This window comes from Erythrobacter sp. JB1-4 (assembly GCF_057365025.1).
This window is the reverse complement of sequence record NZ_CP200292.1, coordinates 3,245,128-3,263,982: the sequence shown is the minus strand read 5'-3', so window position 1 is coordinate 3,263,982 and position 18,855 is coordinate 3,245,128. Positions and strand designations below refer to the sequence as shown.

General features: G+C 54.9%; 18 protein-coding genes. 5 read left to right on the top strand and 13 right to left on the bottom strand.

The window, feature by feature from the left end:
• Positions 1–4: 4 nt before the first annotated feature.
• The 8 genes from proS to AC0V61_RS15265 form a co-directional block, all read right to left on the bottom strand.
• Positions 5–1,549, bottom strand: a complete 1,545-nt coding sequence (gene proS / locus AC0V61_RS15300) for a proline--tRNA ligase (protein WP_486158933.1) — start codon at positions 1,547–1,549, stop codon at positions 5–7.
• A 65-nt stretch (positions 1,550–1,614) separates the two neighbouring features.
• Positions 1,615–2,205 (bottom strand): polyhydroxyalkanoate synthesis repressor PhaR, encoded by a 591-nt coding sequence (gene phaR, locus AC0V61_RS15295; protein ID WP_486158931.1) that lies wholly within the window; start codon positions 2,203–2,205, stop codon positions 1,615–1,617.
• A 105-nt stretch (positions 2,206–2,310) separates the two neighbouring features.
• Positions 2,311–3,348 (bottom strand): alanine racemase, encoded by a 1,038-nt coding sequence (gene alr / locus AC0V61_RS15290; RefSeq protein ID WP_486158929.1) that lies wholly within the window; start codon positions 3,346–3,348, stop codon positions 2,311–2,313.
• Positions 3,332–4,990 carry an MFS transporter gene (locus AC0V61_RS15285; protein WP_486158927.1) on the bottom strand — a complete coding sequence of 553 codons (1,659 nt, stop codon included), beginning with the start codon at positions 4,988–4,990 and terminating at the stop codon, positions 3,332–3,334. The genes alr and AC0V61_RS15285 overlap by 17 nt, the downstream gene beginning before the upstream one ends.
• 61 nt (positions 4,991–5,051) lie before the next feature.
• Positions 5,052–5,504 (bottom strand): iron-sulfur cluster assembly scaffold protein, encoded by a 453-nt coding sequence (locus tag AC0V61_RS15280; RefSeq protein ID WP_486158926.1) that lies wholly within the window; start codon positions 5,502–5,504, stop codon positions 5,052–5,054.
• An 11-nt stretch (positions 5,505–5,515) separates the two neighbouring features.
• The gene (locus tag AC0V61_RS15275; RefSeq protein ID WP_486158924.1) at positions 5,516–6,046 is read right to left on the bottom strand and encodes a CvpA family protein; all 531 of its coding nucleotides are present in this window, start codon (positions 6,044–6,046) and stop codon (positions 5,516–5,518) included.
• Between the two features lie 14 nt (positions 6,047–6,060).
• Positions 6,061–7,428, bottom strand: coding sequence for a DNA repair protein RadA (gene radA, locus AC0V61_RS15270; protein ID WP_486158922.1), 1,368 nt, complete (start codon positions 7,426–7,428; stop codon positions 6,061–6,063).
• Between the two features lie 45 nt (positions 7,429–7,473).
• Positions 7,474–8,097, bottom strand: a complete 624-nt coding sequence (locus AC0V61_RS15265; protein ID WP_486158920.1) for a hypothetical protein — start codon at positions 8,095–8,097, stop codon at positions 7,474–7,476.
• Between the two features lie 98 nt (positions 8,098–8,195).
• On the opposite strand from AC0V61_RS15265, the gene AC0V61_RS15260 reads away from it, so the two are divergent.
• Positions 8,196–10,523, top strand: a complete 2,328-nt coding sequence (locus AC0V61_RS15260) for a patatin-like protein (RefSeq protein WP_486158918.1) — start codon at positions 8,196–8,198, stop codon at positions 10,521–10,523.
• Here the strand turns inward: AC0V61_RS15260 and AC0V61_RS15255 are convergent.
• From AC0V61_RS15255 to dnaK, 3 genes are all read right to left on the bottom strand, one after another.
• Positions 10,520–11,776 (bottom strand): putative 2OG-Fe(II) oxygenase, encoded by a 1,257-nt coding sequence (locus tag AC0V61_RS15255; protein WP_486158916.1) that lies wholly within the window; start codon positions 11,774–11,776, stop codon positions 10,520–10,522. The genes AC0V61_RS15260 and AC0V61_RS15255 overlap by 4 nt on opposite strands.
• Positions 11,777–11,780: 4 nt before the next feature.
• Complete coding sequence (gene dnaJ, locus AC0V61_RS15250; RefSeq protein WP_486158915.1) at positions 11,781–12,926, bottom strand: molecular chaperone DnaJ; 1,146 nt, start codon at positions 12,924–12,926, stop codon at positions 11,781–11,783.
• A 69-nt stretch (positions 12,927–12,995) separates the two neighbouring features.
• Complete coding sequence (gene dnaK / locus AC0V61_RS15245) at positions 12,996–14,933, bottom strand: molecular chaperone DnaK (RefSeq protein WP_486158913.1); 1,938 nt, start codon at positions 14,931–14,933, stop codon at positions 12,996–12,998.
• A gap of 198 nt (positions 14,934–15,131) precedes the next feature.
• Between dnaK and AC0V61_RS15240 the strand changes: the two genes are divergently transcribed.
• From AC0V61_RS15240 to AC0V61_RS15225, 4 genes are read left to right on the top strand one after another with little or no spacing between them, the layout of a single operon-like run.
• Positions 15,132–15,614: a copper chaperone PCu(A)C gene (locus tag AC0V61_RS15240; RefSeq protein ID WP_486158911.1), complete on the top strand. Its 483-nt coding sequence runs from the start codon at positions 15,132–15,134 to the stop codon at positions 15,612–15,614.
• A 59-nt stretch (positions 15,615–15,673) separates the two neighbouring features.
• Positions 15,674–16,153: a vgr related protein gene (locus AC0V61_RS15235; protein ID WP_486158909.1), complete on the top strand. Its 480-nt coding sequence runs from the start codon at positions 15,674–15,676 to the stop codon at positions 16,151–16,153.
• A gap of 30 nt (positions 16,154–16,183) precedes the next feature.
• Positions 16,184–16,702 (top strand): hypothetical protein, encoded by a 519-nt coding sequence (locus AC0V61_RS15230; RefSeq protein WP_486158907.1) that lies wholly within the window; start codon positions 16,184–16,186, stop codon positions 16,700–16,702.
• Positions 16,703–16,723: 21 nt separating this feature from the next.
• Positions 16,724–17,299: a hypothetical protein gene (locus AC0V61_RS15225; RefSeq protein ID WP_486158905.1), complete on the top strand. Its 576-nt coding sequence runs from the start codon at positions 16,724–16,726 to the stop codon at positions 17,297–17,299.
• 12 nt (positions 17,300–17,311) lie between these two features.
• Here the strand turns inward: AC0V61_RS15225 and AC0V61_RS15220 are convergent, their stop codons facing one another.
• Both AC0V61_RS15220 and grpE read right to left on the bottom strand, forming a co-directional pair.
• Positions 17,312–18,073 (bottom strand): cobaltochelatase CobT-related protein, encoded by a 762-nt coding sequence (locus AC0V61_RS15220; protein ID WP_486158903.1) that lies wholly within the window; start codon positions 18,071–18,073, stop codon positions 17,312–17,314.
• A gap of 178 nt (positions 18,074–18,251) precedes the next feature.
• Complete coding sequence (gene grpE / locus AC0V61_RS15215; RefSeq protein ID WP_486158901.1) at positions 18,252–18,842, bottom strand: nucleotide exchange factor GrpE; 591 nt, start codon at positions 18,840–18,842, stop codon at positions 18,252–18,254.
• Positions 18,843–18,855 lie beyond the last annotated feature (13 nt).

Below are 18,855 nucleotides of genomic sequence, written 5' to 3'. Positions count from 1 at the left end.
CTTCTTAGTAGGCTCTCGCCACCAAAATGCGCTCAACCGCTGGCTCGCCGGTGAAGATGCAAACGCCATCCGCTGTATCACTATCGCGTGGCACATTGCGGAAGGTCAGTTGGTCAGTTTTCAGCTTCTTCACGATGTCTTCGAGCTGCGAGCCGCTTGGCCGTGACCATTGCACTTCAACCCATCCTGGATATTTGCCGCCTTTGCGGAACGAATTCACGACATCATGCCAGTCGGTGAGCCCGCGTTTGATATTGGCATCGCGGCGCTCTTTCGCCTCATTAAACAGGCCTGCTTGAATCTCCTCAAGAAGTGCCGCTGCGCCCGCCGCGAACTCTTCGCGGGGCGTAAACGCCATCGCTGGCTTGCCCGTTTCCGGGTTCCACAAGGCATCACGGCGAAGAACAGCGACTTTGCCGCCCTCCATATCGCGAGGGCCGACCTCAACGATGATAGGCGCGCCTTTTTTGACCCAATTCCAGCGCTTAGTGGCCGCCTTGCCGGGTGTTTTGTCGAGGAGCACACGAACAGGTTCACCCAATGCGCTGGCGCCTACCAATGATTGGCACACATCCTCACAATAGGCGAGCACGGACTCATCCTCGGGCTTATCGCGCAGCATGGGTAGAATGATGATTTGATGCGGCGCAATACGGGGGGGAACGCGCAATCCATCGTCATCACCGTGGGTCATCACAACGCCGCCGATCAGCCTCGTGGACGTGCCCCAGCTGGTGGTATGGCACAGCTGCTGCTGGCCTTCTTTGTCCTGATAATGAATGCCCGCTGCCGTCGCGAAGCTTGTACCAAGATAATGCGATGTGCCCGCTTGGAGAGCTTTGCCATCCTGCATCATGGCCTCGATCGACCATGTCTCATCTGCGCCGGGAAAACGCTCATTCTCTGGCTTTTCGCCAGCGATCACCGGCATAGCGAGGTCTTCTTCGACACAGGCACGATACATCTCAAGCGCGCGGTGCGTTTCTTCAAGGGCCTCCTCGCGCGTCGCATGGGCGGTATGCCCCTCCTGCCAAAGGAACTCGCTCGTGCGAAGGAACATCCGCGTGCGCATTTCCCAACGCACCACATTGGCCCACTGATTGAGTTGCAAAGGTAGATCACGCCACGACTGGATCCAGCGCGCCATCGCATCGCCAATTATGGTCTCAGACGTCGGGCGCACCACGAGAGGTTCTTCAAGCTTCGCCTCAGGATCAGGGATAAGCCCGCCATCGCCATCGGCGATGAGGCGATGGTGTGTGACTACAGCCATTTCCTTGGCAAAGCCATCAACGTGGTCCGCCTCACGTTCAAAATTGGCGAGCGGGATGAAAAGCGGGAAATAGGCGTTGTCGATGCCCGCTGCCTTGATGCGGTCATCCATCAAGCGCTGTACGCGTTCCCAGATGCCATAGCCCCATGGCTTGATTACCATGCAGCCGCGCACGCCTGAATCCTCGGCCAGGTCAGCGGCGCTGATAACTTCTTGATACCATTTGGCGAAATCGTTTTCGCGCTTCACATCGAGCGCGTGACGAATATTGGACACTGATTTTTTCCTGCTAATTGCAGCTCTTACATCGGCTGCTTTTCAATACTGTTGGGGATCTGTCGCTATTTCCCAAGCTCGTCCAGCTTCTTTTGCATCGCAGCCATCTGTTCTCGAAGCGCAGCGATTTCATCGTTTGGGCCTGCATCGGTCTCCGGTGTGATGGACTTGGGCGCATTTTTCGTGCTGCTGACGCCGGGGATAAATGTCTCAGCAGCCGCGCGCATCATCGCCATATTGGTCTCGTGGATGGCGGTGATTGGGTTGTTTTGCATCCCCTTTTCAAACGCTTCACGAATTTCGCCCTGCTTTTCGCGAAAGTTCGTAACGGTCGCCTCGAGGTAAGATGGCATCATGCTCTGCATTGAATTGCCATACATTGAGATCAGCTGGCGCAGGAAGCTAACCGGGAGCATTTGCTCACCATTGGCCTCTTCATCCATGATGATTTGCGTCAGGATCGAGTGGGTAATATCCTCACCCGACTTTGCATCAAACACAGCAAATTCAACATTTTCCCGCACCATTTGTGCAAGGTCTTCAAGCGTAATATAGCTCGAGGACGCCGTGTTGTAGAGCCGCCGATTGGCGTATTTCTTTATGACAATTGTGTCTTCAGAGACATTCATCGCCGCTTCAGCAGATTTGCGAGCCATACCATTTCCCAAGAATGTGATCTGTATCACATTTAGCATGTGCACAATGTGCGGTGCAACAAGAGTGTTACATATGTGAACAAACTTGTCGTTTTTGCCAGCGTATCAACCCCAGCGCGACCCTAGGACAGTAAGCAATTCATATTGGGAAAGAGAGCTTTGCTGCGCAGCATGAGGCAGATCAAATGGCACGTGGAGCCAGTCACCTTCGCCTAGCTGCGGTGCGGCAGAAATATCTGCGACCACCATATCCATTGAGACTTTTCCGAGGATAGGAAGCCGAGAACCAGAATGGAAAAGCGCATTACCCGGACCCATTGAACGCAAGAATCCGTCCGCATAGCCGAGCGAAACTGTCGCGACTGACATCTCTCGCTCAGCGACAAACTCGCCATTGTACCCCACCGCATCACCGCGCTTGAGTGTGCGCGCCTGTATGATCGCTGCTTTGAGGTGGGCAACCTGCTTGATCTGCCCATCGAGTTCCGCGCGCGGCACCCCTCCGTAAAGTGCAATGCCCGGCCGGGTAAGATCGAAAGCATACTCAGCGCCCAACGCGATTCCTGCGCTATTGGCAAGGCTCAAAACCCGGTGTTCGATGTGCTGAGTGCATTCTTTAAAGACGCCAAGCTGGCGCTCATTCTCAGGCGAGTTCTCATCCGCGCATGCAAGATGCGAGAGCAACATATCGACTTCAAGCGCTTGGACAGCAGGATCGTGCACTTCATCAGGCGAGATACCCAAGCGATTGATCCCGGTATCAATCATCAGATTGCAGGCGCCGCCCTTGCGGGCATTCCACGCGCGTGCTTGCTCTAAGGAGTTGATGACCGGACGAGCACCGCTTTCTAACGCATAGTCGATTTCGGTTTCATTAATTGCGCCGTGCAAAACCGAAATCGAGGGCGGTGGAACATGTTTTGCAACAGCAGCCACCTCGGACCAGTGCGCCACGAAGAAGGATCGGCACCCGGCATCCCGCAAGACGGGCACACAAGCATCAACCCCAAGCCCATAACAGTTTGCCTTAACCGCAGCCCCTGCTGCAGCTTTACCCGACAACTGATCAAGCGCGCGCCAGTTGTGGGCCAAAGCCTCCCGATCAAGACGCAAGCTTAGGGTCGGTTCAGGAGGATGCATCATCTTCAAAATCTTTGGGAGGGCCGTTCGGGATGCCCCACCACGCAACCACAACGCCAAATGCGACAACGATCCAAGTGTACCAAAGCCCGGCATAGATATCGCCAGTGCTGGCAACAATCACGCCCGCAATCAGCGGCAAAAACCCGCCAAGATACCCTGCCCCGATGTGATAAGGGATCGACATAGAGGAATAGCGGATTTTGGGCGGGAACATCTCTGACAAAAGCGCCGCAACAGAACCGTAAGTCAGCGCCGACAACATCGCGAGACCAAGCAGGATCGCCACAATACCAACAACATTTGCGAAAGCGGGCTGCTGTTTGCTGAAGTCAAAACCGTATTGGCTCAGCGCATTTTGCAGGCCCTGTGTGCGTGCCTGTCCACTTTCATACCATTGCGGCTCGTCATCCACGACATTGCCATCAACGGTAATCGAAAGCGTATCTGCCGGCTCCAGCGTGTAGGACACGCCCGACGCCGTCAAAGTGCCCAAAATCTTGCCGCAATCGGTCTGCTCCCGATCGAAAAGTTCCGCGAACGGATCGGTCACGCATTCAGGTCCGGACACCACAATCGGCGTTTTCTCAGACGCTTCGGCAAGGGCCGGATTGGCAAGGCTACCAAGCCCCCAGAAAGCAGGGAACAGAAGGACAAGGGAAGCAACGGCGCCCACGATAATTGGAAGCTTGCGCCCAACCTTGTCCGACCATTTGCCCACGAAGATGTAAAAGCTCATCCCAATAGCACCTGCCACCAGAAGGATGACCTCCACGGTAAATGCATCGACGTGCATGGGCCCGCGTAAGAAACTCATGCCTGAGAAGAACGCGGTGTACCAAATGGTGGTGAGAATGCCGGTGACCCCAAACAAAGCAACGAAAATGCGCTTCTTATTTCCAGGGTAGGTAAAGCTTTCGATGAAGGGGTTGCCGCTCGTCTCGCCTGCCTCCTTCATCGCTTGGAACACCGGGCTTTCGGAAAGCATCAAACGCATCCACAAGGAAATCGCTAAAAGCAAGATCGATAACAAGAACGGCACGCGCCAGCCCCAGGCTTGGAAATCATCCTCAGGAATGAGGAACCGGCACGCCAGCACAACGATAATCGAAAGCACAAATCCGCCGGCAACGCTCGCTTGAATATAGCTTGTGTAATAACCGCGCTGATCGGGGGGCGAATGTTCCGCCACATAGATCGCAGCACCGCCATATTCACCGCCGAGCGCTAGCCCCTGAAGCACCCTCAAGACGATAACGATAATCGGAGCGGCGATACCGATGGTGTCCACTGTGGGGATAAAGCCAACACCTGCGGTGGCTATCCCCATGAGGGTGACGGTTACGAGGAAGGTGTATTTGCGTCCCAACCTGTCGCCCAGGAACCCGAAAAGGATCGCACCGATAGGGCGAAAAGCAAAACCAACCGCAAAGGTTGACCATACAAGCAGCAATCCAAGCGTTGGATCATCCACATTGTAAAACGCATCTTTCAAGATATACGCAAGCGTTCCGTAGATAAAGAAATCGTACCATTCAAAAATGGTCCCCGCGCTTGAAGCGCCAACGACCAAGCGGATTTCTTTCTTGGTCGGCTCACGCGCGGCAAGCGCGGCTGCGTCACTTGTTATCGATGGTGATGACATGGGTTCCCCGTATACCTGTCTTCTTATGCCTGCCTTTTGGCTTTTCGTTATGGTCGCGAGCTTAACGCGAGGATTGCTCTGAGGAAAGCGCCTGTGTGATCGCCGTCCACGCCAATAAAAGAGCGCTGTGCCGCCCCGGGTGTTCATGCGCAGGGGCAAGAGCATCCAAAAGAGGCCACCGGGGTAGCTCTCGATCATCTTCCGGATCAGAGGAAAGCCATTGTTCAATAGCGTGCGTGGTTGAAGCAATGTCGGCCGGTGTTCTTCCCCTGACATCAAGGGCCATAATCGCAGCTGAGCTTTGTCCTATCGCACAGGCACTCACCTGCATGCCCACGCGTGCAACCTTGCCATCTGTATCCAGATCAACGCCAAGTTCTATCGTGCTCCCGCATGCCCGGGAGCGTCCGCTTGCGTTGAGGGCGAACTCTTTGTCCAGAGGGAATTCAGCAAGCTGCGTTGCCAAAGACAACAGGTTGGGCGTGTAAAGCTTGGTGACGGGGCGGTCAGCCACGAGGCGCTCTGTTATTCGCTTTCATCGGCGTTCTCAGCTTCGCCTTGTAATTTTGCGCGGCGATCGGCGATCATTTCCACCAGCTCACGCGAAAAGGCATCGGCCGCAGGATAGGTGCGGGCTTGAGATATCCAATCGGGCCGACCCTTATAGCCCCAAACCGTATCAAAGCCGAGCACAAGCAATGAAAATGCAAAGATGACGATAAGTGCGCCCTTAATCGCGCCAAAGCCAAAGCCGAGCACCCGATCAATCGGTCCAAGAATAGAGCCGCGCGATGCCTCGCCGACATTGCCAGCGATCACTTTCATGGCGGCGTAAGGGATCAATAGGAGCAACGCAAAGGCAAGGATGCCCGCCCCTGGATCAAGCGGATAAAGCTCAAGCAGATAGGCGGTGAAATCTTCATGCAGATAATGGACCGAACACGCGGCCAATATCCACGCGGCAAGGCTAAGGACCTCTTGCACCAGTCCCCTCAAAAACCCGCCAACCGCGGCAACAGCCACGATAATCAGAACAATTATGTCAAAACCCGTCATAGTGATTTTGCGAATTATGCGTTCGTGACCACCTGGTCAACGAGATTGGAAAGTTGAGTTAGACCTTTATAATCAAGCTTCGATGAGCCGGTCTTTGCGTCCGATGGACCGTAACCCTTGGCGAACCCAAGTTTTGCAGCTTCTCGCAATCTGAGCTCTGCGTGAGCCACCGGCCGTATCTCACCAGCCAGCGACACTTCGCCAAACCACGATGACTTTTCCGGCAGGGGTTTATCAGCAAGCGCCGAAACCAATGCAGCGGCAACAGCCAAATCAGCAGCCGGATCCGCAAGACGATAGCCACCGGCGATATTGAGATAGACCTCAGCGCTTGAAAAATTGAGACCGCACCGCGATTCCAGCACAGCCAGAAGCATCGCCAAGCGTCCATTATCCCAGCCCACAACCGCCCGGCGAGGTGTTGCCCCCGACTGGAGGCGCACGATTAGCGCTTGAATCTCGACCAAAACAGGGCGCGTTCCTTCAAGAGCTGGGAACACAGCGCTTCCCGCTAGAGGCTGATCTCGGCCAGAGAGGAAAAGCATGGACGGGTTTGAAACCTCCTCCAACCCCTCGCTTACCATGGAAAACACACCGATCTCATCTACGGCGCCAAAGCGATTCTTAAGCGCGCGCAGGATCCGGTATTGATGGCTGCGCTCACCCTCAAAGCTCATGACCACATCGACCATATGTTCCAGCACACGCGGACCTGCGATATTTCCATCTTTGGTGACATGTCCAACCAACACCAAAGCGGTGCCAGATGATTTGGCAAAGCGGATAAGTTCAAGCGCGCAGCCACGCACTTGGCTGACCGTACCTGGCGCGCCCTCGATTGTGTCTGAATGCATGGTCTGGATCGAATCGATGACAAGCAAGGCAGGCGGATCGCCCTGCCCAAGCGTTGTCAAAATATCGCGAACCGAAGTTTCCGATGCGAGCCGAATGGGCGCATCTGCCACCCCAAGTCGTTGAGCGCGAAGGCGCACTTGCCCAGCGGCTTCCTCACCGCTCACATAGACAACATCATTGCCCCCGCGCGCGATTGTGGCCGCCGTTTGAAGCAATAATGTCGATTTACCAATGCCCGGATCGCCGCCCATAAGAATGGCCGATCCCGGAACAATGCCCCCGCCAAGCGCACGGTCAAACTCGGCAAGACCGGTTGATTTGCGTACGGGCAATTCAGAAGGTTGGTTGAGGGGAACAAATTCAATCCCCCTGCCCCCGCTCGACAGATCATGCTTTTGTGAAAAAACAGTCGCAGGCACATCTTCGGTGAGCGTGTTCCACTCACCACAATCTGCGCACTGCCCCTGCCAACGCGGGCTTACCGCACCGCAATTGGCGCAAACAAATCGTTTTTTGGGCTTTGCCATAGCGCTTCACTAAGAGGAACAGAGTGAGAACGCAAGGCGCATCAGCTATTTGTTGCCCTTGTCTTGCTTGGCTTTGTCTTTCTTGGCTTTGTCTTCATTTGCCTTCTTGCGCATCTTCTCCAGCTCCTCTTTGCTGGGCACGTTCTTTTTGACGATGTCTTTGAGTTCAGACTTGGACGGGGTCTCTTTCTCAGTCGCCTCCTTGAGTTCGTCGGTTGAGAAGTTCAAGTCGCCTCGCTTATCAGCCAGATAAGAGATCGCGTTGATATAGATGATCGCCGACACCATGGTGATCGCGGCGATAAGTCCAGCGGCAATAAGGCCTCCGCCAACACTGCCGAGGCCCGGAATAAACTTGGACATGCTGCCGACCAGGAGCATGCCTGCGACCGCACCGCCAACGTTAGCGGCAATACCGCTTGCGATTGTCTTGATCGCATTTTCGGACAGGTCGAGGCCAATCGCATGGTTGATGCGCAAATACATTGCCCAGATATTGGCAGCTGCGGCTGCAAGATCAGCGCCCGGGACGGGAATTAGACCGCTTGCAACAGCGAGCCCGCAATGAACATAAACGATGTTCTTTATCTCTTCTGACAAGTCCTGATCGGCCGCTTTGATTACGTCAGCTAGGTTTTTCGCCGCCATTCCAAGGTCGAAAAAACTCATCTCTACATCTCCATCGCGCTTGATACTCTTTCATGGCATTACCGCTCACTGCGTTTAAAAAGGCTTTATTCGCTTTGCCATTATCGTATTGAGAAACAATGCGTCAGAAGGAACTTCGCCTCGCTTTGGTTTGTTACGGCGGCGTCAGTCTCGCCGTTTATATGCACGGGGTGACCAAAGAGATTTGGCACCTCTCGCGGGCGAGCCGCGCACATATCGATGGCAAGGAATTGACCGGGGTCGCCGGGATATACCGCGATCTGCTTGGACAGATCGAAAACGAGCATAAGCTGCGCTTAAGGGTCCTTCCAGATATTCTGACAGGGGCAAGCGCGGGCGGCATAAATGCAGTATTTCTAGCGCAAGCACTCTATTCCGGCGGCTCACTTGAACCCATCACCGACCTATGGCTGAAAAATGCCGATGTGAGTGAACTTACAGCTTTAGAGGCACGGCCCGGTTGGCGGTTTACGAAATTCTGGGCTCAACCATTGGCGGATTGGTTTCTTCGCCAAAACGGAAACGCGGTCGATCAAAGCGTCTCACCCGACACCCGCAAAGAGGTCCGCGACAAGGTCTCTTATCTTGTGCGCGGGCGGTGGTTTGGCCCTCCTTTTTCAGGCCAACGGTTTTCCGAAATGCTGTTCGAGGCACTCACTAGTATGGGAGATGGCAAGCCGGGCCCTGTCCTTGTACCGCCAAATCATCCCTTGAACCTGCTAGTGACCGCGACAGACTTTCGCGGGCACGCAGAGATGCTGCGGCTCAACTCGCCAAAGATGGTTGAAGAGACCGAGCACCGCATGCCAATTGCATTTGATGGCCTTGCCCCGGTGGGTCCAGGACACAGTTTGGCAGATCGCCTCGAACTCACTCTAGCGGCCCGCGCGACTGCCAGTTTTCCAGGTGCGTTTCCCCCTCTTGTTCTTGACGAGATAGATCGACTGGCTGCCTCTGAAGGCCATCATTGGGCCTCGCGTGGTGATTTTCTGAAGCGGATTATGCCAGGGCACTTTGGCGCAGGCACGCTCGACGAGGTTGCCCTGATTGATGGCGCGGTCCTGGTGAATGCGCCTTTTGGTGCCGCCTTGAAAGCCATGGAAGGGCGCACATCGCAGCGTGAGGTCGACCGGCGCTTTGTCTATATCGAACCACGCCCAGACCGCTCGCCCAACATGTCTGAAAATCCGCAGACCCCCGGGGCCAAAGAGCCGCCTAGTTGGTTTGGAACTATCTTTGGTTCGCTGTCGACTATCCCGCGCGAACAGCCAATTCGCGACGATCTTGAGCGCATCGAAAATCAATCCAGAGACGCTCTTCGCCTGCGCCAAATTGTAATGGGTATGAGGCCGGAGATTGACCGAGCGGTTGAGAAACTCTTCGGCATGACATTCTTCCTCGACAGCCCCAATCCAAAGCGCTTGTCGTCCTGGCGTGCAAAGGCACAGCAAGCCGCCGCGCAAGGGGCCGGCTATACATTTAGCTCTTATGCTCAAACCAAATTTGGTGTGATTATAGACCGGCTTGCCGAGCTGACATTGGCCGCATCTCCTGACTTGGCCCACGCAGACACGTCGATGATTTCCGAACGGTTCAGGCAAGAGCTTTACGCACGCGGCCTTGAAACGCTTTGCAATGCAGGTGGCGGCGCGAGCGAACAAGCCATCACCTTTTTCCGGTCACACGATGTAGGTTTTCGTATCAGGAGATTGCAGCTGCTTGCCCGCAGACTGTCGCGCGATTGGGAAATCGATCCTGAAATTCCAGATGACGCCCTCGATATAGCGCGGGAGAATATCTACCAAATCCTTGGCCTTTACAGCGGCGCTGATGATACATCCCACCTTGGTGAGGGATTTGCAGCGGTTGCCAAACATGCGATTGAGGAACCCCAATCTGTCCTCGACTATCTGGCTGACAACCGCCTCTCGCCTGAACTTGACCTTGAGGCCGAACGGCTTCTGACAGAGGCTCTGAGCGAAATGCCGCGAAATCTCAGACGGCGGATGCTGCTTACCTATCTTGGCTTCCCTTTTTACGATGTGGCGACATTGCCTTTGCTCAGAAGCGAGCGGCTTGATGAATACAATCCTGTGAAGATTGATCGGATTTCACCTGATGATGCGCTGTCAATTCGCAAAGGCGGGACGCAGGCGACATTGCGCGGGACTGAATTCTACAATTTCGGGGCCTTCTTCAGCCGCGCCTATCGCGAAAATGACTATATCTGGGGACGCCTCCACGGCGCTGAACGGATGATTGATCTGGTGGTTTCAACCATGGAAGACACGTTATCATCCGAATATGTCATGGCCACCAAGCGACGCGCATTCCTTGCGATATTGGAGGAAGAGGCACAGGTGGGACGCTGCTCTAACGAGCTCGTGACAGGCCTTCGCCAAGAGGTCGAAGACAAACTCGGCTAAACCGCGTCAAAAGCGACCGTGAGCCTCTCCCCCGTCGCAAAGCGCGAGGTGGAGTGATAAACAAAGCTAGGGAATAGCACGAGGTGACCAGGCTTGGGTTCAAAGCGGGCAATAGGCTCCAGCGCCAACGCGATGTCCTCAGGTGGCAAGCCCAATTCTAACAGCCCTTCGTCCGCGTCAAGCGAAGGCGGCACGCCAATATGCGCAGCAGAGCTGACCCGTCCGCCATCGTGTAAATGCGGAACATGCCGCCCACCACTGTGCAAAAGGATCGACCAGCTCGCTGAAACTGTCGCCGGGCGGCCACAAATCGCTGCAAGCGGGTGGCTCTCATCCAAATCCGGTAGTGCCTTGGTGTAATCAGAAAGAGCGCGATCAATGCGCGCGAAAAGATCGTGGATGACGCGGTCTTGGCGCAGCCGTAAATTGCCGTGCGTCTGGGTGCCGCCTTTGACACTTTGGCCAAGGGGTGCGCTGCGTGTGACGTGAAGGGCCCTTAAAGTGGCTGCCAATTGCTCCAACTCGGCTTGATTAAAGCCAAGATCACACTGCAAGAACAACGTATCACTTGGGCAAAGCCACCGGTGCCGCGGATTGCTTGTTGCTCGCCAGCAAAGCTCAGCAAGCGCAAAGGCGCCAATATCGTTAGGTTGCTCCGTGATGAGTTGTTCGAGCAATATGTTTGCAGCATCAAGATCACCCAAGCGCATCGCGCACCTTGCTCGCTCAAATGTAAGCTCAGGTAGGCCCGTTGGCAGATCCTTCAGCAAAGCGCTCGATGCCTCGGCTTCGCCAGCGAAACCCCTGTGTCTTGCCTCAACCAGTCTTAGTTCTGGCAAATCTGCGATGGTTTGCCGCAATCGGGCTGTGTGTTCCGCTGCGTCAACATGGCGCCCAGCAGAGCCCAAAAGCGTAAGGTAAGCCATCCACAGACGTGGGTTCTTTGGCATCTGGTTAAGAGCCGCCTCAATGCTGGACATTGGGTTCGGCGCGTCGGTCTGGGCTTTGAGGCGAACAAGCGCCTTGTGCCCGTCGACCCAATCTGATGATCTTTCGAGCACCTGCTCGAGTTTTTCAAAGGCTTGCGGCTTGTTCATACGCGAAAGCGCAGCGGCGTGCGCAATCAGAAGCTGGCCATCGAGCGGGTGGATTTCCAAAGCCCTTGACAGCAAGTCGCCTGCATTATCATCGCCGCGATCAAACGCCGAAAGTGCTTGTTCTCGGAGCGGCGCTGTGTCTCCCGCACCCGCCATCCGATTAGCCTCCGAAGGCCTCTTTTAGCTTGCTGAAAAAGCTGCGGCTTTCAGGGCATTCGTCACCGGTTTCCGTCTCACGAAATTCTTCGAGCAGCTCTTTTTGTTTGCGCGAGAGTTTCGTGGGTGTCTCAACCTTGATCTCAACCACCAAGTCACCGCGCCCTCGCCCTTGGAGCACCGGCATACCGGCACCGCGCACGCGTAGCTGTTTGCCAGATTGGATGCCAACGGGAATGTCGATTGTGTTGGTCGAACCGTCTAAGTCTGGGATATCCACGCTGCCGCCCAGCGCCGCCGTGGTGAAGGTGACGGGAACCCGCGTTGCAAGGGTGGTGCCTTCGCGTTCAAACAGGGTGTGCTGTTTGACGTGGATGAAGATGTAGAGGTCGCCCGCAGGCGCGCCGCGTGCACCGGCCTCGCCCTTGCCGGAAAGCCTGATGCGTGTGCCTGTGTCGACACCAGGCGGGATCTCGACCTCAAGCGTTTGAACTTTATCGACCCGGCCTTCACCTTGGCAGGCTTTGCAAGGGTCCTCGATGATGACGCCGCGTCCGCCACAAGTGGGGCACGGACGTTCGACCACGAACAAACCTTGCTTTGCACGTACAGTGCCTGAGCCACGGCACATATTACAGGTGCGCTCACCTGTACCCGGCGTTGCGCCCGATCCATCGCAAGTGTCGCATTCCGTGCTGACTTCGATCTCGATCTCGGTCGTTTTGCCGTGGAACGCTTCCTCGAGCGTGATCTCCATGTCGTAACGAAGATCAGCGCCCCTGCGTTGACGCTGACGACCGCCGCCCATTCCGCCGCCGCCACCAAAGGCGCTGCCGAAAATGGTTTCAAAGATATCGCCGATGTCGCCAAAGCCTTCTTGGCCCCCTCCGCCAAAGCCGCCACCGGGACCACCGCCGCCAGCCATCCCTTGTGTGAAGGCTTCATGACCAAAGCGGTCATAGGCCGCGCGCTTTTGTGGGTCTTTGAGGACTTCATATGCCTCGCCGAGCGCTTTGAACTTCGCCTCAGCCTCAGCATCACCCGGATTGCGGTCCGGGTGCCACTTCATCGCAGCTTTGCGATAGGCAGATTTGAGGGTCCCTGCGTCAACATCGCGCGAAACACCAAGGGTTTGGTAATAATCAGCCATAAGAATGCCCTTTAGACCTCCCTGCCCTAGGCCACATTACGTGTGCCAGGGACAGGGGGATCGCAAAGTTTACTCTTTGTCTTTCTTCTCGTCGTCGACTTCCGAAAACTCGGCATCGACAACGTCCTCATCGGCTTCATCAGCAGCGCTTGGCTCGTCACCAGCTGGCGTTTCAGCGGCCTGAGCATCTTGCTCTTGCTTGTAGATCTGCTCGCCCATTTTCATGGCGGCCTGCGTCAGCTCTTGAGCCTTTGCATTGATCTCTTCGGGATCATCGCCTTCAAGCGCAGTCTTGGTCGCAGCAATGGCTTCCTCAACAGCAGTCTTGGTCTCAGCGTCGATCTTGTCGCCATTGTCCGCAATTTGCTTTTCGGTTGCGTGGACAAGGCTGTCCGCTTGGTTGCGAGCTTCCGCCCCTGCACGGCGCTTTTTGTCCTCTTCGGCAAACTTCTCAGCGTCTTGGACCATTTGGTCGATATCACTGTCTGAGAGACCACCAGAGGCTTGGATCTTGATCGTCTGCTCTTTGCCTGTGCCTTTGTCTTTCGCAGCAACCGAGACAATGCCGTTTGCGTCAATGTCAAAGGTCACTTCGATCTGAGGGACACCGCGCGGCGCCGGCGGAATGCCGACGAGGTCGAAATTGCCGAGGATTTTGTTGTCCGCAGCCATCTCACGCTCACCTTGGAAGACTTTAATCGTCACTGCGTTCTGATTATCTTCGGCGGTGGAGTAGGTTTGTGTCTTCTTCGTCGGGATCGTCGTGTTGCGGTCGATCATACGGGTAAAGACACCGCCCAGCGTTTCGATGCCCAATGACAGCGGCGTAACGTCAAGAAGCAGAACGTCTTTGACGTCGCCTTGAAGAACGCCGGCTTGAATGGCTGCACCCATTGCGACCACTTCGTCAGGGTTCACGCCGGTGTGAGGCTTGGCTTCAAAGAATTTCTCAACCACTTCGCGAACGCGCGGCATGCGGGTCATACCGCCGACAAGGATAACCTCGTCGATTTCGCTTTTGGAAACGCCAGCGTCTTTGAGCGCTTTCTTACAAGGCTCAAGCGTGCGGTCGATGAGACCACCCACCAGCTTTTCCAAGTCAGCGCGGCTGATGGTTTCAACAAGGTGCAGAGGGGTCGATGCGCCGCCTTCCATACGTGCGGTGATGAAGGGCAGGTTGACTTCGGTCGTGGCCGAGCTCGAAAGCTCGATCTTCGCCTTTTCAGCCGCTTCTTTCAGACGCTGAAGCGCGAGCTTGTCGGCTTTCAGGTCCATGTTTTCTTTTTTCTGGAAAGCCTCAGCGAGGTGCTCAACAATCGCATTGTCGAAATCCTCACCGCCAAGGAAGGTGTCGCCATTGGTCGACTTCACTTCGAATACGCCGTCACCGATCTCAAGGATGGAAACGTCAAAAGTACCGCCGCCAAGGTCATAAACCGCGATGGTCTTACCGTCTTCTTTGTCCATGCCGTAAGCAAGGGCCGCAGCAGTCGGCTCGTTGATGATACGCAGGACTTCAAGACCAGCGATTTCGCCTGCGTCTTTGGTCGCCTGACGCTGTGCATCGTTGAAGTATGCAGGAACGGTCACAACCGCTTGAGTGACCGTCTCGCCAAGATAGCTTTCAGCGGTTTCTTTCATCTTTTGCAGGATGAAAGCAGAAATTTGTGAAGGCGAGTAATCGTCGCCATTGGCTTCAACCCAAGCATCACCGTTTTTGCCTTTGACGATGTCGTAAGGGACGATCTCCATGTCCTTTTTGGTCAGGGGATCATCGAACCGGCGGCCGATCAGGCGCTTAATTGCGAACAGGGTGTTGTCGGGATTGGTCACTGCCTGACGCTTTGCCGGCTGACCAATCAGACGCTCACCATCTTTGGTGAAAGCGACGATCGAAGGCGTCGTGCGCGCGCCTTCGGAATTCTCAACTACCTTTGGTTTGCCACCATCCATAACCGAGACACAGCTGTTGGTCGTGCCAAGGTCGATACCGATTACTTTACCCATATTTTGTCGATCCTAGTACATTGTTGGACACCGCGCCTTTGTGCCTCCCTTAAGTGGCGAGACAGCTCGGCGGCTCGAATATGAGGCGGATATAGGTGCGGTTTTGCTTGGCACAAGGCATCAGGCTTCCTACTTTTTGCATCATCCACAATGAGGACAGTCTTTTGACGATTGTCCCAAGAGATAAGAGAAAAAGACATGAGAATTGCCGGACTAAGCGCTGTTGGTTTGTTTCTTTTGGGTGCGTGCAGCGCCGCCGAGGCACCCGTTGCAGACTCAAACGAGACTGCAGGCGAGCAATTGGTAGACGAATTTGTAATCGCTGATGCGCGTATGGTTTTGGCACCGGTTTCGGGAAACCCCGCGGCGGTCTATTTCGATTTAACCTACGGCGGCGCACAGACCATCTCTTTTGAAAGCGCAACCGTTGAAGGTGCAGGAAATGCCATGATCCATATCATCAGCAAGGATGAGAATGGCACACACATGATGGATCACGGGCCTTTCGAAGTGGCGCCTGGCGAAACAGTGGAGTTCAAACCGGGCGCTTTGCACGTCATGGTTCTTGATGTGCCATCCGATCTCACAGCTGGAAACAGCGTGCCGGTTACATTGGCCTTCTCCGATGGGATTACACATTCCTTCGATGCTGAAGTGCGCGCTGCCGGGGATATGCGCTGAGCACGCCCTCCGCTCCATCAGGCATTGCGCAAGCTTCGGTTGCACCGACCACGTGCCCTGTGGGCGGGGAGCGAGCCTTATCCCAAGGCGAGATTGATCTTGCGCGCACGGTTTTCGGCGATGCGATTGACTATTCCCCTGTGCGGATCAGACGCCGCAAATGGTGGCCGTTTCAGCCAAAGCGCATCACGATGGCGCCCGACGGGCACATGTATTTTCACCCGTCCGGAGAGGCGTATTGCGATGATTTTGCAAAGGCACCAATTCTTCGGCAGGCTTTCTTCATTCACGAGTTGACGCACATTTGGCAGAGCCAAACCATGGGCCGCTGGTATCTCATCCTTCATCGCCATCCGTTTTGTCGATATGATTATGCCTTGAGACCGGGCGCATCGCTGCAATCCTATGGGATTGAGCAGCAGGCGGAAATTGTGAAGCATGCGTTTCTTCTCAGGCACGGCGCGCGCATCGCTGGTGTCCCGGATAAATCTGCGTATGATGTTCTGGTAAGTTTTCCCGGGGCGACACTTACGGGTTAGCCTCTGGAACATGCTCAAAAAGGGGGGCACGTGAGGACCATTGCAAGACTGCTGTGTGTAGGCGCGCTTATGCAGGCATCTCCTGTCATTTCTCAGGATGCGCAACTTGAGCCTGTCTATGGTTCAATCCTGCTAGCATCCGAATTTGAACCAGATCCTCGCATTGCCCGTGTCACAGCGGGTGGAAGGATCAATGCTGCCAATACGGTCGCAGGTTGCTCTGGATTTGTTTCAGCAAAACCCGTCCTTCGTTTGACCTACTCAGCAAACCCAAGCCCATCTACGCTCCCCCTTTTCATTCACGCGTATGCCAAATTCGACACCACCCTTTTGATCAAAGCGCCCGACGGCAAATGGTATTGCAATGACGATGGCTTTAACGGCCAAAATCCAATGCTTATCTTCGGACCCGCCATGTCTGGCGAATACACCATCTGGCTTGGATCTTTCAAAAACAGTGAGGAATATCCCGCCATCCTCGCGTTTTCTGAAGTGGGGGCAGATGTTGCCGGTTTTGAAGCGGAACTATCGCGTCAAGATGGTCGTTGATCACACAGGTAGCGCGCGATGATGACTGATTTTGAATTCGTCTTTTTGCTCTACGCCCTCATCCTGGGGCTTTCCATGGTAGAGCTTTTGACAGGCCTCGGGCGTGCAATGGAATACAAATTTGCGCGCGATGCAGAGCATAAGTCTTTCACAATCGGCTGGCTGACCCCGCTCTTGGCGGGCTTTGTGATGCTCGACCTTATCAGTTTTTGGCTGTTTGCCTGGACCATCAAAGATGCCATCGTGGTGAGCGCTGCAACCGTGACTTTGGTCATCGCCTTTGCCTCATCCTACTATGTCGCGGCTCGGCTGGTGTTCCCTACGGTGCCCGATGGTTTCACCGACCTCGACGACCATTTTTACAGAGTAAGACGCGTGGTCTTGGGCATCCTAATCGCGCTGGTTCTTGTCCAATGGGGATATCTCATCGCGCAAGTTGGTCTTGAACCCATGCTTGCAAACGGCATAACCGTTTGGCTGACTGTGGCACTGTTGGCATTAATGGGCGCTGGTATGATTTGGCGAAATGACGCGATCAACATCGCTATTCTTGCCACTTTGAACCTGCGATATCTCGCGGTGTATTTAACGTTTTAGATGGTGGCTGAATTACTGCGGACTGGCGCTAAGCTGTTTCACCAGTTTGAGGAGCGGTACAGCGACCGGTTCGCCGTCAGAAACAAGACTGTAGTGCTCGTAAACTTGGGCCACCATCTCGTGCAGACCGAGCGCTCCAAGCTCTAACCGCGTGTCACCGTCAATCTCACGCGCGACTTGGCGCAGATGACGCCAGAGAATGTCGGGTCCGTTTTCAAGAAGTGTGGAATCGTCAACCGGAGCGCCATCACTCAAGATCAGCAAAATGCGCCGGGCTGCGGTTTGCGAAAGCAGATGATCTCGCCCCCACAAAAGAGCCTCTCCATCAACATTTTCAAACAGAATGTTGGCGGGCACCATAGCATCGAGCGCAAGGGTGCTCGCCCTGTCGGTAAAGTCTGAGTAGATCACGTGCAGCGTGTCACACAGCCGTCCCGGATAAGCCGGACGCCAGTTATCGATCCAGTCTAACCGCGAGTTACCGCCCTGCCATCCAACAGTCGTAAACCCAACAAGAGCTGTTTTTGCACCTGCTCTTTCAAGCGCTTCCAAAGATGCGGCAAGCTCGCCTGCAACAACAGGCATGCGCTCAACCATTGACCCGGATTGATCCAACAAAATCAGTATCGCATAATCAGAAAGCTCTCCTGTGCTGAAGAAATCAGGAAAGGAGCCACTCTCGCTAAGGCTCTTCTGAGCGAGGGCCAAACGCTCTTCCAATGGGTCCGTGCCTTTAAAGCTGCCTGAACCCCGTTTCACCGCACGGGTGTTCAACAACTCTTCAAGCTCGTCCCCGCGGCAGACCTCATCATGCCGGGTCGAGTATATTTTATAGGGAAGGTCAGGACGGTCCTTTACTAACCGCTGGTTATTGAACGCGCCCCAGATCCATCCACCAATGAAAATGCTTATTGCTAAAGCAAAAAGAACCTCAATTGCGCCCAATGTTTTGTCACTCAGGCTTTTTGGAGACACCCACCATGGCTGGACGAAGCAAGCGATCCTTTATGACCCAGCCCGATTGCATTTCTTGGATAACCGTACCGGGCTCATGATCATTTGATGGAATTTCCATCATCGCCTGATGTTGGTTCGGATCCAGTGGCATACCCATGGCAGCAACGCGTTCAACGCCGTGCTGTTTGAAGACCTTCTCAAGCTCGCGTTGAGTGGCCTCGATACCGATGACAAGCCCCTTCATCTTTTCGTCTTCACGAAGGCTATCAGGGATGGCATCAACCGCGCGCGACAAGTTGTCCCACACACTCAAAACGTCGCGAGCAAAGCCGGTGGATGAATAATTGCGCGCATCTTGAATGTCTTTTTCAGCACGGCGGCGCACGTTTTGCGCTTCGGCTTTCGCGTAAAGAACGTCTTGTTTGGCTTCCTCAAGGTCGCCTCGCAAAGCTTCAAGCGCCTGCGCCATCGCATCCGCGCCGTCGTCCTCGGCCTCGCACTCAGAGCCCTCTAGGAACTCTTCTGGCACACCCTTCAATTCAGCTTTGGCAGCCGCATCTTCTTGCGGCTTATTCTCTTCATTCATTTGTCAAAAAACC

Excerpts from the sequence above, each read along its gene's own strand:
- phaR (WP_486158931.1), bottom strand. The coding sequence starts at position 2,205 with ATGGCTCGCAAATCTGCTGAAGCGGCGATGAATGTCTCTGAAGACACA.
- alr (WP_486158929.1), bottom strand. The coding sequence starts at position 3,348 with ATGATGCATCCTCCTGAACCGACCCTAAGCTTGCGTCTTGATCGGGAG.
- AC0V61_RS15285 (WP_486158927.1), bottom strand. The coding sequence starts at position 4,990 with ATGTCATCACCATCGATAACAAGTGACGCAGCCGCGCTTGCCGCGCGT.
- AC0V61_RS15275 (WP_486158924.1), bottom strand. The coding sequence starts at position 6,046 with ATGACGGGTTTTGACATAATTGTTCTGATTATCGTGGCTGTTGCCGCG.
- radA (WP_486158922.1), bottom strand. The coding sequence starts at position 7,428 with ATGGCAAAGCCCAAAAAACGATTTGTTTGCGCCAATTGCGGTGCGGTA.
- AC0V61_RS15265 (WP_486158920.1), bottom strand. The coding sequence starts at position 8,097 with ATGAGTTTTTTCGACCTTGGAATGGCGGCGAAAAACCTAGCTGACGTA.
- AC0V61_RS15260 (WP_486158918.1), top strand. The coding sequence starts at position 8,196 with ATGCGTCAGAAGGAACTTCGCCTCGCTTTGGTTTGTTACGGCGGCGTC.
- AC0V61_RS15255 (WP_486158916.1), bottom strand. The coding sequence starts at position 11,776 with ATGGCGGGTGCGGGAGACACAGCGCCGCTCCGAGAACAAGCACTTTCG.
- dnaJ (WP_486158915.1), bottom strand. The coding sequence starts at position 12,926 with ATGGCTGATTATTACCAAACCCTTGGTGTTTCGCGCGATGTTGACGCA.
- dnaK (WP_486158913.1), bottom strand. The coding sequence starts at position 14,933 with ATGGGTAAAGTAATCGGTATCGACCTTGGCACGACCAACAGCTGTGTC.
- AC0V61_RS15240 (WP_486158911.1), top strand. The coding sequence starts at position 15,132 with ATGAGAATTGCCGGACTAAGCGCTGTTGGTTTGTTTCTTTTGGGTGCG.
- AC0V61_RS15225 (WP_486158905.1), top strand. The coding sequence starts at position 16,724 with ATGACTGATTTTGAATTCGTCTTTTTGCTCTACGCCCTCATCCTGGGG.
- grpE (WP_486158901.1), bottom strand. The coding sequence starts at position 18,842 with ATGAATGAAGAGAATAAGCCGCAAGAAGATGCGGCTGCCAAAGCTGAA.